Source organism: Bacteroidota bacterium, from assembly GCA_016713765.1.
In the GTDB taxonomy this organism is placed as follows: Bacteria; Bacteroidota; Bacteroidia; order AKYH767-A; family 2013-40CM-41-45; genus Pollutiaquabacter; species Pollutiaquabacter aromativorans.
This window is the reverse complement of the sequence record JADJON010000001.1, coordinates 2,450,552-2,463,840: the sequence shown is the minus strand read 5'-3', so window position 1 is coordinate 2,463,840 and position 13,289 is coordinate 2,450,552. Positions and strand designations below refer to the sequence as shown.

Here is a 13,289-nt window from a genome sequence, read left to right as displayed (position 1 = left end):
TATTTAATCTGACAGATAAGGGTTATCTTTAGGATACGAAACATAACAATAACCCCTAAACTGTCAGACAATGAATACAGAAGCTAAGTTAATCAAAACCAAGTTAGGCTTGTTGAAGTTAGCCGAACAATTGGGTAATGTATCCCAGGCGTGCAAAGTGATGGGCTATTCACGGGATAGTTTCTATCGGATCAAAGAGTTGTACGATACCGGTGGGGAGACGGCTCTGCAGGAGATCAGTCGGAAGAAGCCGATACTGGCCAATCGGATGGATATAGCCTGGGAGAACGCCATCGTACAGATGGCCACCGACTATCCGGCCTACGGTCAGCTTCGTGCATCGAACGAGTTGCGTAAGAAGGGGATTTCTGTTTCACCGGCCGGGGTACGGTATATCTGGATGCGGCATGATCTGGAGACCTTTGCCAAGCGTCTGAGCGCTTTGGAGGCGAAAGTGGCTCAAGACGGACTGATTCTCACCGAAGCGCAACTGGTTGCCATGGAAAAGAAACGGGAACAGCAGGAAGCCATTGGCGAGATTGAAACCGAACACCCCGGTTACCTTGGAGCCCAGGACACGTATTATGTGGGCAATATCAAGGGTGTAGGCCGGATTTACCAGCAAACCTTCATCGACACCTACAGCAAAGTAGCCTTTGCCAAATTGTATGACCGTAAGAACGCCTTGACGGCAGCCGATATGCTCAACGACAAGGTGCTACCATTCTTTGAGGAGCATGGCTTGCCGCTGCTTCGGGTACTCACAGACCGGGGTACAGAGTACAACGGCAAGCGGGAGAGTCATGAGTACAGTCTTTATCTGACACTGGAGGATATCGATCATAGCCGTACCAAGGCCCGGCATCCTCAAACCAACGGCATCTGCGAACGCTTCCATCGGACAATCCAGAACGAGTTTTATGCGGTTGCCTTCCGAAACAAGGTCTTTGGATCGCTGGAGGAATTACAGAAGGATCTGGATCAGTGGATAGAAGAGTACAACTGTGAAAGGACACACACCGGAAAATACTGCTTTGGTAAAACACCAATGGAGACATTCCTGGACAGCATACCCTTGGCGCAAAGTAAAATGCTCGATAAATTAGCAACCGGTTAAAAGTTATTCCGGGCGACGGATCCTTAAAAATCCGTCAGACCGGAAATAACTTTTAACCAACCCTGTCTGTCAGGTGAAGTTCTAACTATTACAAATTACAATTAGTAACTAGTAATTAGTAACTAGTAATTAGTAACTAGTAATTAGTAATTGGGTATTAACTCCGAACGTACTATTCACTCCTGCCTACGCTAAAGCTTCGGCAGGTAAAATTCACTATTCACTATTCACTATTCGCTATTCGCTATTCGCTATTCGCTGTTTACTGTTCACTGTTCACTGTTCACTGTTCACTATTCACTGTTCACTCTCCACTACTTCCCCTTATGCTTCAAAATAATCAACACCGTATACGTCATAATCTTGAAGTCAAGAGCGAGCGACATGTTTTCGATATAGATCAGGTCGTACTTGAGTCGTTCGACCATCTGTTCGACGTTTTCCGCGTAGCCGAATTTCACCTGTCCCCAGGAGGTAATGCCGGGCCTTACTTTTTGGAGGTGCCGGTAGTGGGGTGCTACCTGCATGATCTGGTCGATGAAGAACTGCCGCTCCGGGCGTGGACCAACGATCGACATATCGCCTTTGAGGACATTCCAAAACTGGGGAATCTCATCCAGGCGGATCTTGCGCATCCAGCGTCCGAAGGGCGTCATGCGCGGATCGTTGTGACTCGAGAGCTGCGGCCGGCCAGTCTTTTCCGCATCGGTGTACATCGAGCGGAACTTATAGATGCGGAAAGGTTTCCCGTGAAGGCCGATACGCTCATGACTGTAAAAGATAGGTCCACGGGAAGAAAGCAACACGCCGATGGCTGTGAACAGGTAGAGCGGGAAGAAGAAGGTCAGGACAAAAACGGAAATGATGATATCAAAGATCCGCTTGACCGCCAGTTGCCAGGTGGGCATCAGGTCCGGCGAGATCTCGATCAGCGGCGCCCCGAAGATCGCGTTCATCTTTACAGAGCCCGAGAGAATATCGTACATGTCCGGAATGATCCGGACGATGACCGGCGTGTCTTCCAGTTCATTGATGACCTTGCCGATATTCTCGTGTTCTGAAGATTCCAGTGCAATGATCGCTTCTTCCACCTGGTGACGGGTAATGATCTCCCGCAAATCGAGGATACCCCCCAGGTTCTGCAGGTGTCTTCCCAATAAGTGGTCGTTGTTTCCATCGACATGAACGAACCCGACAAACGTATGGCCTTCGCTCCGGAATTCCGTTTCCATCTGCCGGAGGAGTTCCAGGGCCTTCTGGTTCGACCCGATCATGATCGTATTGAAACCGATCCGCTTATTGTATATATCCCGGATAATGCGGGTTGAAATGAAAAGACGAAGCGCCGCCGTGATAACAAAGTGCAAGAGGAAAAGCGTCAGAAAGGTCAGGTAATAGGTTTTGTATGAAATGACGGTATCGTCGAGCAGCAGGGAAAAAAAGATGACCAGTACGCCGATCAGGGAGATGCCCAGCGTCTGACCGAACTCTTTCAGGCGGCTTTTGCGCAGGACATTTCGGTAGGTTCCGGTCACCCAATATAATAGCAGCCAGAAGGAAGGGATGACCAGTATCCCGAGGTAGAATTTCTGATCGAGCATGAAGACGTCATATCCGAACTTCTCGGTTTCGATCACACTCTTGCGGTATACGAAAAATAACGCCCAGGCTGCAGCGGCGGCGATGGCGTCGAAGCAGATGGAGAGGATCGTATACCCGCGTCTACTCATCAGTAAAGAACCTTGATGTTGTCGAAGTACAAGGATGCCTGTGACACCGAACTTGGTTTTGTTCCGCTCAGCCACAATTTGTAACCGGTGGCATCTGTTTGGACGCCGCCCAGGTCGGCGACGTTCACGTAAACTTTTTTCCAGGTGGTCGTCGGTCGTAAGGTTACAAGGGAATTGAACGAAACGGTTCCGCCGGTTGAACTGACAATGACTCCGACGGTGAATTCCACATCACAACGGTAATTCATTTCGATGTACGAGGATACCGATGTCGGTAACAGGAATGTATCGCTCGTGGCAAGTTGGAAACTGGGTTGCGTAGCGTCAAGGTCCACCACGCCGGCGGCACCATCGAGGACATTGGGATCGCCGGCTATGCTGATCCGGATCGGCGCTCCATTCGTCTGGATGCTTTCCAGACTTACGGATCCTCCGTCGAAATTTTCCAATTGTACGAATTGCGCACTGTTCAGATAGCGGACCCTGGGTTGGAAGGCCGAGGTGCGATTTGGTAAAAGTGAAATAGTAGTGTCGAACGGGACAAGTTTGGGGTAAGCGGAGCGAAGGGCGTCAATACCGTTCTCGACGATGCCTGCCCGGATGCTGATCTTGTGCGTCGCGGCATCCAGCACCGGCACGGTGGCCGGTAGCGGGAAAACTCCCAGGGGTTCATTGTCCACGAATACCCAGGCATCGGTAAAAGCAGCGCGGTTGTTGCCCTGGCTGATCTCGTCGGTTGTCAGATGGATTGTGTCGATGTAGAGATAGCCGGGAACCGAAGACTCAAGGTCCTCCTTCGAACACCCCCAGAATGAAAATGCAACGGCTGCAAGCAGGATGCCGATCAGATGGCTTCGGTTGTTTTGCTCCGGGTACTTCATGCTACGACAGACAGGGATGCCTGTATCTTTTCGTTCACCTGATGAGCGACGGAGAGCGCGGCAAAGCCGTCTTCAACCGGAACCGGAGTGGGCAGGTCTTCGCGGATCGCTTTCGCGAACAGGTCGAGTTCCATGGCAATGGCATTCACCTCTTCCACTTTCGGTTGGTCGAAGTAAATCAGCTTGGATCCTTTTTCACCCAGATCGATCGTGATGTCGAGCGGTCCGGGTTCGCCAACAAGTCCCTTCAAGCGAACAACTTCGGTTTTCTTCTTGTAGAAGTCGACGGAGATGTAGGCATCGCGCTGAAAGAAGCGACTCTTCCGCATGTTCTTCAGGGATATCCTGCTGGAGGTAAGGTTGGCGACGCAACCGTTTTCAAACTCGATGCGCGCATTGGCGATATCCGGGGTATCACTGACCACGGCTACGCCGCTGGCGCTGATCTTCTTCACGTTGGAACGCACGACACTCAGGACGATGTCGATGTCGTGGATCATCAGATCGTGAACGACCGACACGTCCGTACCCCGCGGATTGAATTCGGCAAGGCGGTGCGTTTCGATGAACATCGGTTGCCCGAAGTACTCCCTGGCCGCCAGAAAAGCCGGGTTGAAACGTTCCACATGTCCAACCTGGGCCTTGACGCCGGCTTCCATCACCAGGTCAACGAGTTTTTTACCTTCCTTGACGGTATGGGTCAGCGGTTTCTCGATGAAGATGTGACGGGATGCCCGTATGGCTCTTGATGCATAGTCGAAGTGGGACAGGGTAGGCGTTACAATGTCCAGCGCTTCGGAATCCTGAATGAGTTGATCGGCATTTTCATAACGCCGGACGCCGAAATCAGCTTCGATCTTGCGCGCGAGCTCGTCGTTGTGGTCGTAGATCCCAACCAGGTGGAGGTAGGGATTTTCCAGGATCAGCCGGAGGTGGATCTTACCCAGGTGACCTACGCCAATTAGCCCGATGCCCAGCTTTTTATGCATAATTCAGGAGAGGCGCGAAGGTAGGAATTTCAGAGGGGTGGGGAAAGGGAGGATCAACGCCAGAGTGTTGAAATTCGTTCAAATGTGGGCAAAATGGGAGGTTCATTCATCGTTTCTTTGTCAGACTTTATGAAATCCTCCATTCAGCGCCCGGAAGACAGTTTTAAGCACCAGGGCATGCGTCGTAAGATGATTGCCGACCTGCAGGCCAAAGAGATCGGCAATACCCGTGTCTGGGAAGCCATGTTGAAAGTTCCCCGGCATTTCTTCCTCGATAAAGCCTTTTTGAATCAGGCATACTCCGATATGGCTTTCAGGATCGGAGCAGGCCAGACCATCTCTCAGCCTTCCACGGTTGCCTATCAATCAGCCATTCTGGACGTAGTGAAAGGGGAGAAAGTGCTGGAGATCGGAACCGGTTCGGGCTATCAGACCTGTGTTTTGCTGGAGTTGGGTGCCAAGGTATTTTCTATCGAGCGACAGAAAGAGTTGTTCGATAAAACAGGGCCATTCCTACAGTCGCTCGGTTATAGTCCGAAATTGTTCTACGGCGATGGCTACAAAGGCTTACCTGCTTACGGACCATTTGACAAGATCCTCGTTACGTGCGGAGCCCCGTTCGTTCCCCAGGAGTTGGTAGATCAACTGAAGCCCGGAGGACTACTGGTCATTCCGGTTGGTGCCGGCGAAGTACAGCAGATGCAACGGATCCGAAAGCTGCAGGATGGCTCGATCGAACAGCAGACGCTGCGGGATTTTCGCTTCGTTCCGATGTTGGAGAATAAAAACTGGGGCGATTAGTGCGAGCTTCCTTGGGCCATTATTTTACATAATAATGCGCCAACAAGAATATTCAATCAACAAAAAAGGCTTCCGGTAGGGAAGCCTTTTTTGTTGATAACCAGTAAGATCAATTGTCCCACCAAACACGGTCGGTCAGATCCGCACCACCTTGAGCCGAGATCGCGGCATTGAGGCTGGCGGAGTTGTTTTCCGCTTCTGACTGCGGGTACAGGAATCGACGTGGAATCTCGTTGATCGCTGCATCAGTAGGTACGGAAAGTGCCGGGATGCCTGTACGGCGCCAGTCGGTCCATGCTTCGGGCGACTGATAAAGCGCGATGTACTTCTGCGACATGATCGTATTCAGTTTGTCGGCGGACGTACCCGACAGGGTGCAATGATCCCGGAGGAAGGGATTGACAAGTCCGGTATCGGTTACACCCAGTTTAGACATGTTGGCCAGAACCGCTTCGGTGAGCGCGAGTTGCGCGTTCGCGTCATCGTTGAGGTAGAGGTAAGCCTCGGCTTCAATGAACTTCAATTCAGCGTAGGACATGAAAATGACCGGTGAATTGATGCTGTTATAGAAGGCCCCGGGACCGCCACTGCCATCGGAGTACAAAGACGAGCGGGGATCATTCAAAGCCGGCATCAGGGTGTCGATCAGATAACCCGCGTAGGAGATATCGCCACGCTGGCCGTCGAATTGATACCAGGGGTTTGCGGAAGTCTCCACATCGCCGAAGACAAGCTGTGCGTCATCGTCGTTGGAGGTGAATCCCTCGGCGGAATGGCTCAGCGCTTCCGTAGCGGCCGCAGCATTGCCGTTTCGCTTGGTCAGGTGGATCGCGTGACGGGCTTCGAGCGAATGTGCGAAACGCGTCCACAAGTCGTAATCGCCGCCAAACATGAGGTCTTCGCCATGGACTTCAACGCCACTGGCGTCGCTTGCCGAGATTTCCGCGATGCCTTCATTGATCAGTCGGCTGACCTCCGAATAGAGAGCTTCCTGACGATCATAAGCCGGCGAAATATTGGCGGTACCCTGGAAAGCCTGTGAATACGGAATGTCACCGAATACGTCGGTCGTGAGCATGAGGCTGTAAGCCATCATGATCTTCGCTACGGCGCCGTAATGGATGTAGTTGTTGTCCTTACACAGTTTGATGAGCGTGTAGTTGTCCATCAGCGGACCTGCATAAAGATTCAACCGCCACAGGTTGTCGAAATCGGATTCCGTGAAGTTGAGGTTATTGTAAACTGCGAACTGGCGGGCGTTACCGGTGATCTGCTGCGTAAACAGCGAGGTGTAACGGGCCATATCGCCACCTTGCGCGTAAGCAAGGGAAGCCTGGATGGTCGGCAACAATACCTTCGGTGGTACGGCTGTCGGGTTGTTCGGGTCGTTGTTGATGTCTTCGAAGTAAGTCTTCTCGCAACTGCTCATGGAGAAGACCGCCAGGAAGGCCACCAACAGTTTGGTATGTTGAAGGATGTTCTTTTTCATAGGTTGGTTTTTTCTCTGGTTCGATAGGTTAGAAAGTCACACGCAGACGAACGCCATAGCTCTTCGTGCCGGGGTTGTTGAAATAATCGAGGCCCTGTGAGTTGTTGGCGCCGGTGAGGCTGGTCTCCGGATCAACACCTTCATAGTCGGTGATGAGCAGCAGGTTGGTACCGATGACGGAGAGATCGATGCTGGAGAAGGGAGTACCCTTGATCAGCTTAGGATCCACGCTGTAGGTCAGGGATGCCTGACGGAGGCGGGTGTATGAGCCGTCTTCAATGAACTGTTCGGTAACTGCGCCGAAACCACCGCCGTTGTCCGTGTACCAGTCTTCACCCAGGGTTACCGAGATATCGTTCGGAGTACCGTCAGATGCTTTCACACCTTCGAAAACCTGGGTGGTACCGCGGTTTTCCGTGAGTTCGCTCATACCGAAGAAGGTAAGGGCGCCTTTCGTACCGTTCCAGATATCACCGCCCTGACGACGCTCAATCAGGACGTTGAGCGACCAACGCTTATAGCTGAAGGTGTTGGAAATAGAACCGATCCAATCCGGGTTCGGGTCGCCGATGACTTTCAGGTCAGCACTGGCGAGCGGGAAGCCATAATAGAAGGAGGTAGGATCATCTTCGATGATGATGTTGCCGCTGCCGTCACGCTCCCAAACGCCTCCGTAGAGTACGCCATAGGGCTGACCGACGAAAGCGCGGGCGTCCGAACCTTCAAAGCCGCCGATGTAAAGGCTTTCTACGCCTTCATACAGCGAGATGACCTTGCTCCGGTTGCGGCTCCAGTTCAGGGTGAGGTCCCAGGTGAAATTCTTGGATTTCACGGGGGTGGCATTCAACATGAGTTCGATACCCTTGTTTTCCAACTCACCGGAGTTCAGGATAGCACCTGCGAAACCGGACGAGCCCGGAATGGTGACCGGAATGATCTGGTCAACGGAGTTCGACTGATACACCGTGAAATCAACGCCGAGGCGATTGTCCAGGAAGCGCAGATCGACACCGAATTCTTTCGACGTGGTTTTTTCAGGCTTGATGGTCGGGTTGCCTGCGACATCGGCTACCGTGAAACCACCAACACCGTTGAAGGGGAAGGTGACACCGTTTGTCCAGCCATCGGCTGCGAATCCGCCGTTGAAGACGTTGTTGAGCGAATACTCGGAAGCGTCGTTACCGACCGTCGCGATGCTCGCGCGCAGCTTACCGAACGGAAGCACTTTGTTGTTGTTCATGCCGAGCGCCTCGGTGAAGACGAATCCGATACTGGCCGAGGGTAGAAGTAAACGTTCTCATCTTTCGGCAGAGTCGAGCTCTTTTCAAAGCGTCCGGTAGCATTCAGGAAGAGCATGTCTTTGAAATCAATCTTCCAGTCCGCGAATACAGACGCTGTACGGTAACGATAGGTGAATTCCTTGGTGAGTACCGACTGCGCATTCGACATGTTGTAGAAGTCGGGCAGGTTAAGTCCGTCACCCTGGGTATAAACACGTTGCGTCCTGCGGCTGAAGAGGTTGTTACCAACCAGGAAAGTTCCGTTCCAACTGTCGTTCAACTTGTACTTGAAGTTGAACATAAGGTCGGAGTACACGTGACGGTAGAAGTTCTGGTCTTCGAAGATCTGACCTGCAGGATTTTGACGGGAGTTGATATCGAAGGCCTGCTTGCGACGATCGGAATAGAAATCGGTACCGATGCGATGCGTAATGTCGAACCAGTCGGTCACATTGTAGACGTTGGTCAACGTACCGAATACACGGTTTACATCATCGTTGAACGGGTTCTTGTTGATGGTCCAGTACGGGTTGTCATAACCGGCACCGCCACGATAAGTACGCTGTGTTCCGTCCGGGAACATGTAAGCTTCCGGATTGCTCGGATCGGAAACGCCGTTCGAGTTGTCGAAGGTGGGAGGGGTGCGCAAAAGGCCCAGCATGATACCGGACAAGTTCGAACCCTGTTGCACGCGGCGACCACCGGAATTGCTATACGTGACGGTTCCGCTGGTCAACAATTTTTGAGACACTTTCGCTTCACCGGCGAATTTGACGGAAGTCCTCGCCCAGTCGCTCAGGGGGAACGATACCGGTCTGTTTCAGATGGCCGACCGAAGCACGGAAGGAGGCGAGATCGTTACCGCCTGAAATGGCGATCGAGTTGTCATAGGTGACACCGGTACGGAAGAAGTCATAGGGATCATACGGGGTTACCTTTTTCTTCGCGTTCGGGTCGGATGCTCCGACGATGCGTCCGTTTTTGTCCCACTTATAGTCGGAGCCATCCCAATACAGGGTATCGATCATGGCACCCCAGGAAACCTGACGCGGGTAACCGCCAAGGCCAGCCTGGCTAACATAATCGGGACCGTACCAGCTCGGAGTACCGGTTTCCCAGGAAGTCCCTTGTGAGAACTTATCCTGAAGCTCCGGTAGTTTGTTGACCTGATCCCACTGGATGGAAGAATTGAAGGTGACGCTTACGCCTTTCTTTCCGGCCGGCGCTTTTCCTTTTTTGGTGGTAATGATAATGGCGCCGTTGGCCGCGCTACCACCGTAGAGGGCGGATGCAGCCGGGCCTTTCAGTACAGTGACCGATTCAATGTCATCCGGGTTGATGTCGAGGGCACGGTTGGAGTTAGAGACGCTCTCCAGACCGTTGTTCGTACCATCGTCGGGGTTACCGGACAGGTTGTACGAGTTGTCCATGGGAACACCGTCAACGACGAAGAGGGGAGAATTGGAACCCAAAATGGAGTTCCATCCGCGCAAACGGATGAAGGACGAACCGCCCGGGGTACCGGTGGAGTTGATGACTGTCATACCCGAGACCTTGGCGGACATACCATTGATTACGTCACGCGAACCGGCCTTGGTGAGAGCATCGCCGCCGACATCCTGCACGGAATATCCGACTGCCTTCTTTTCTTGTTTGATGCCAAGCGCGGTTACAACAACCTCGTCCAGTTTCATCACATCGGCATCCAGCACCACGTCCAGGACATTCGAAGCTCCGAGAGCAACTTCCTTGGTTCGCATGCCAATGCCTGAGTACCGCAACGTCTTGGCGGTTTTCGGGACATTCAGCTTGTAATTCCCGTCGATGTCGGTCGACGTTCCGATGGTAGTGCCTACCACGACTACACTCACGCCGGGGATAGTCTGGTTATCCTGCGAAGAGGACACCTTCCCGGAAATGGTGCGGTCTTGCGCGCTGACCTGCAAAGAGCAGAATGCAAGCAGCAACGCCAGAAGCGTTAGCGTTTTTCTCATAGAAGTGGTTTTTGGTTAGTCTGTAGTTTCAGGGAAACAGCCGTCAAGCTAGCAAATAATGCTGCATCATTAACAAATATTAACTCAAAATTTAGCTAAAAACGGTACAATGGATTGAATTTTAACGTAATCGAATGTTAACAGGCTGTTGATATCCTGACCGCTCGGATGGGGCAGATGGAAAAGGACATAAAAGTTGATTTTCGTACAATTTTTCGGTGCACACATACGACATACAGAGTATTACCAGCCAATCGGATGGTTTTAATACGTTAAAGTTTCTAAATCTTCATTCGTAAAGCGCTTAAGTATCAAGCAAATGAACACTTGCTGGTGGATAACTCCAAGAAAACCTTGACTGATGTTTTCCGACCCGCTTAAATTTGCACGCAGGAAACCAATCTAACCTAAAACCCCAAAAAATGAAAAAACTGTTTCTTACAGTAGCGCTGGCTGCAGCTGTAGCCGGTGTCAATGCTCAGGACATGAATTCGAAGCGCGGCACCCCGATTCTTCCGGAATCTGGTGACTGGTCTATCGGCTTCGATGCTGCTCCGTGGCTGCAATATTTCGGCAACCTCATGAGCAACTCCGGTAACAACAGCGCGAACGCAGCTTACCAGCAGACCCAGACCATCGTGGGCAAAATGATGAAGGACGAGAACACCGCTTACCGTGTTAAAGTTCGCCTCGGTTTCGGTTCCAACACCTTCAACAACATCATCGACCAGGACGGCAGCACTTCCAATCCTCCTGCAACCGTAACGGACGAACTCAAGACCAGCGGTATGAACATCACCCTCGGCGGTGGTATTCAGAAATACCGTGGCAAAGGCCGTCTGCGTGGTTTCTATGGTGCTGAAGCTGGTATCATGCTCGGCTCTTCAAAAGAGACCTACTCTTATGGCAACGCTTTCTCCACCACGAACAACAGCCCGACCTCGACCGATTGGTCTTCCGGCCAGGCAGTTCCGGCTACCAGCCGTCCTACCGAGTGGAAAGCTGGTTCTACCTTCGGTTTCAACCTGCGTGGCTTCATCGGTGCTGAATACTTCTTCGCTCCGAAAATGTCCATCGGCGCTGAATACGGTTGGGGCCTCGGCCTTTCTTCGACCGGCGAAGGCGAATCTACCGTTGAGTTCTGGAATGGTACCGGTACCACCAGCCAGACTGGCAAGACCGGCAAATCCAGCTCTTTCGCAGTTGACGTAGACAACGCTAGCGGCGCTATCGTTCTCTCCCTCTACTTCTAAGAGAACCTGCCCATAAAAAAAACGCCCCGGATCCCGGGGCGTTTTTTTTTATTCCTAAAATCAATCACCAATCACCAATCACCAATCACCAATTACTAATTACCAGTTACTAGTTACCCTTTTTCCAATTACCCCTCTTTCCGCTCCCTATCCATATCCTTCTTCTTCAAATCCTCCCGTTTGTCGTACAGCTTTTTACCCTTGGCAAGCGCAATATCCATTTTCACGAGTCCTTTCTCTGAGAAGTAGACTTGCACGGGAATGATGGTAATGCCTTTCTCCTTCAGGCGGACCGTGATCTTTCGTATCTCCTGACGATTCAGGAGCAATTTTCGCAACCGCCTGGGGTCATGGTTATAATAGGAGCCCCGCTCAAATTCGGCGATGTGCATGTTCTTCACCCACACTTCGTCGTCCTGGACGATGCAAAACGCTTCTGCAATGCTGGCTTTGCCGGCACGCAGGGATTTGACTTCCGTTCCGGTCAATACCATCCCGGCCGTGAACTGCTGCAACAGGTGGTATTCGAATCCCGCTTTGCGGTTCTTGATGACGGAAGTGTAGTCGGTCATGGGTTGGCGAAGATACAGAGTCCGGCCGCAAGCTGCGGCCTTGATCATTCTTCCATCACATTCTTTGCCTTACCCAAGAGGGCGTAGGCACTCCGGATAACCAGCCATTTAACGGCCAGATCATCTTCCTCAGTAAGCAGTTCGATCCATCCATCCTCCCGAACTCCGGTCTTGACCGCATGCATCCGGAACGTGGAATCATTGATGGCTTCGAATACGAACTGTTCCGTCCCGTAGCGCACGACCGCTTCCTCGGGAACAACCGTTGCCGTTCTACCCGCAAGCCGGATACCGGCCCGCATGAACATACCGGGCAATAATCGGCCTTTGGTCTCCAGCAAATGGCAATGCACAAGCCCTTTGCGCTGCGCGTCCAGGTTGTGACTGACCAGGATCACTTCGGCTTGAAGTGTATCCGCCGGGGCGTCGTTTCGTACCGCCCAGACCCGCTGGCCGACTTCGATGCGGTCGATGTCCTTTTCGAAGACTGTCAGTGTCAGATGCAGGTCCTTGGGGTCCACAAGTTCAAAAAGTACGTCGGTAGGTTGTACGGCTTTACCGGTGTTGACGTTGACGGAAGCCACGTATCCGTCGATCGGCGAATGCAGACTGACCTGACGGGACACCTGGCTGGCATCGAAGGAGGCAGGATCCAATCCGAGCAGGCGCAGCTTTTCCGAAGCCGCAGCTACCTCGGCCTGCTGCATGTCAAATTCATTTCGGATCTGTTGGTACGTCTTCTCGCTCACGGCATCCTCGGTTCGCAATTTTTCCTGGCGTTCCTTGTCCAGGCGAAGGTATTCCAGCCGGGAGCGGGCAACGAGGAAATCACGCTGCAAGCCGACATAAGCGGCATCTTCCAGGACAGCGATCGACTCACCTTTCTGAACATGCATGCCAGGAAGGAGGGATAGTTTCCGCACAAAACCACCATATGGAAAGCTGAGTGAAACCAGGTTTTGAGGAGGCACGTCGATCATTCCGTTCAACGTGATCTCCTGGCTCATGGTGCGGCGGTCAGGTAGCGCGATCTGAATATTTGCCTGCCGTAATTGCGCGGCTGTCAGCGATACGATCTGATCGGCGGAGTACTCGGGGGCACTTTCTTTTCTTCCTTCAGTAGGTTGACCGCATGCGGAAAGGAATAGGGCGATGTATAAGAGGTGCAATTTGGTGCTCATGG

12 protein-coding genes are annotated in these 13,289 nt (G+C 52.2%); 3 read left to right on the top strand and 9 right to left on the bottom strand.

The window, feature by feature from the left end; genetic code table 11:
* The first annotated feature begins 70 nt into the window (after positions 1–70).
* Positions 71–1,117, top strand: a complete 1,047-nt coding sequence (locus IPJ96_09520; GenBank protein MBK7910586.1) for an IS481 family transposase — start codon at positions 71–73, stop codon at positions 1,115–1,117.
* Positions 1,118–1,431: 314 nt separating this feature from the next.
* On the opposite strand, the gene IPJ96_09515 is transcribed toward IPJ96_09520, so the two are convergent.
* Genes IPJ96_09515 through IPJ96_09505 form a run of 3 tightly spaced genes read right to left on the bottom strand, consistent with a single transcriptional unit; the run spans position 1,432 to position 4,717 of the window.
* Positions 1,432–2,847: a sugar transferase gene (locus IPJ96_09515; GenBank protein MBK7910585.1), complete on the bottom strand. Its 1,416-nt coding sequence runs from the start codon at positions 2,845–2,847 to the stop codon at positions 1,432–1,434.
* Complete coding sequence (locus IPJ96_09510; GenBank protein MBK7910584.1) at positions 2,847–3,728, bottom strand: hypothetical protein; 882 nt, start codon at positions 3,726–3,728, stop codon at positions 2,847–2,849. Before IPJ96_09510 ends, IPJ96_09515 begins: the two co-directional genes overlap by 1 nt.
* Positions 3,725–4,717: a Gfo/Idh/MocA family oxidoreductase gene (locus IPJ96_09505; GenBank protein ID MBK7910583.1), complete on the bottom strand. Its 993-nt coding sequence runs from the start codon at positions 4,715–4,717 to the stop codon at positions 3,725–3,727. Before IPJ96_09505 ends, IPJ96_09510 begins: the two co-directional genes overlap by 4 nt.
* Positions 4,718–4,846: 129 nt before the next feature.
* Between IPJ96_09505 and IPJ96_09500 the strand changes: the two genes are divergently transcribed.
* Positions 4,847–5,518, top strand: a complete 672-nt coding sequence (locus IPJ96_09500) for a protein-L-isoaspartate(D-aspartate) O-methyltransferase (GenBank protein ID MBK7910582.1) — start codon at positions 4,847–4,849, stop codon at positions 5,516–5,518.
* 109 nt (positions 5,519–5,627) lie between these two features.
* On the opposite strand, the gene IPJ96_09495 is transcribed toward IPJ96_09500, so the two are convergent.
* From IPJ96_09495 to IPJ96_09480, 4 genes are read right to left on the bottom strand one after another with little or no spacing between them, the layout of a single operon-like run.
* A complete protein-coding gene (locus tag IPJ96_09495; protein MBK7910581.1) occupies positions 5,628–7,007 on the bottom strand; it encodes a SusD/RagB family nutrient-binding outer membrane lipoprotein in 1,380 nt (459 codons plus the stop codon).
* Positions 7,008–7,035: 28 nt separating this feature from the next.
* Positions 7,036–8,247 carry a TonB-dependent receptor gene (locus IPJ96_09490; protein MBK7910580.1) on the bottom strand — a complete coding sequence of 404 codons (1,212 nt, stop codon included), beginning with the start codon at positions 8,245–8,247 and terminating at the stop codon, positions 7,036–7,038.
* Positions 8,244–9,038, bottom strand: coding sequence for a TonB-dependent receptor (locus IPJ96_09485; protein MBK7910579.1), 795 nt, complete (start codon positions 9,036–9,038; stop codon positions 8,244–8,246). Before IPJ96_09485 ends, IPJ96_09490 begins: the two co-directional genes overlap by 4 nt.
* Before the next feature lie 7 nt (positions 9,039–9,045).
* Positions 9,046–10,281 carry a TonB-dependent receptor plug domain-containing protein gene (locus IPJ96_09480; GenBank protein MBK7910578.1) on the bottom strand — a complete coding sequence of 412 codons (1,236 nt, stop codon included), beginning with the start codon at positions 10,279–10,281 and terminating at the stop codon, positions 9,046–9,048.
* Positions 10,282–10,703: 422 nt separating this feature from the next.
* Here IPJ96_09480 and IPJ96_09475 point away from each other — a divergent pair, with 422 nt between their 5' ends.
* Entirely contained in the window at positions 10,704–11,534 is an 831-nt protein-coding gene (locus tag IPJ96_09475; GenBank protein MBK7910577.1) for a hypothetical protein, read from the top strand.
* Between the two features lie 128 nt (positions 11,535–11,662).
* On the opposite strand, the gene smpB is transcribed toward IPJ96_09475, so the two are convergent.
* Positions 11,663–12,106 carry an SsrA-binding protein SmpB gene (gene smpB, locus IPJ96_09470; GenBank protein ID MBK7910576.1) on the bottom strand — a complete coding sequence of 148 codons (444 nt, stop codon included), beginning with the start codon at positions 12,104–12,106 and terminating at the stop codon, positions 11,663–11,665.
* Positions 12,107–12,150: 44 nt separating this feature from the next.
* On the bottom strand, positions 12,151–13,287 hold the full coding sequence (locus IPJ96_09465; protein ID MBK7910575.1) for an efflux RND transporter periplasmic adaptor subunit: 1,137 nt from the start codon (positions 13,285–13,287) through the stop codon (positions 12,151–12,153).
* Between the last annotated feature and the right edge of the window lie 2 nt (positions 13,288–13,289).

What these genes read in the sequence shown, in the direction of transcription:
- IPJ96_09510 (MBK7910584.1), bottom strand. Translation starts at nt 3,728, where the DNA reads ATGAAGTACCCGGAGCAAAACAACCGAAGCCATCTGATCGGCATCCTG.
- IPJ96_09480 (MBK7910578.1), bottom strand. Translation starts at nt 10,281, where the DNA reads ATGAGAAAAACGCTAACGCTTCTGGCGTTGCTGCTTGCATTCTGCTCT.
- IPJ96_09520 (MBK7910586.1), top strand. Translation starts at nt 71, where the DNA reads ATGAATACAGAAGCTAAGTTAATCAAAACCAAGTTAGGCTTGTTGAAG.
- IPJ96_09505 (MBK7910583.1), bottom strand. Translation starts at nt 4,717, where the DNA reads ATGCATAAAAAGCTGGGCATCGGGCTAATTGGCGTAGGTCACCTGGGT.
- IPJ96_09475 (MBK7910577.1), top strand. Translation starts at nt 10,704, where the DNA reads ATGAAAAAACTGTTTCTTACAGTAGCGCTGGCTGCAGCTGTAGCCGGT.
- IPJ96_09515 (MBK7910585.1), bottom strand. Translation starts at nt 2,847, where the DNA reads ATGAGTAGACGCGGGTATACGATCCTCTCCATCTGCTTCGACGCCATC.
- IPJ96_09495 (MBK7910581.1), bottom strand. Translation starts at nt 7,007, where the DNA reads ATGAAAAAGAACATCCTTCAACATACCAAACTGTTGGTGGCCTTCCTG.
- IPJ96_09490 (MBK7910580.1), bottom strand. Translation starts at nt 8,247, where the DNA reads ATGAACAACAACAAAGTGCTTCCGTTCGGTAAGCTGCGCGCGAGCATC.
- IPJ96_09465 (MBK7910575.1), bottom strand. Translation starts at nt 13,287, where the DNA reads ATGAGCACCAAATTGCACCTCTTATACATCGCCCTATTCCTTTCCGCA.
- IPJ96_09500 (MBK7910582.1), top strand. Translation starts at nt 4,847, where the DNA reads ATGAAATCCTCCATTCAGCGCCCGGAAGACAGTTTTAAGCACCAGGGC.
- smpB (MBK7910576.1), bottom strand. Translation starts at nt 12,106, where the DNA reads ATGACCGACTACACTTCCGTCATCAAGAACCGCAAAGCGGGATTCGAA.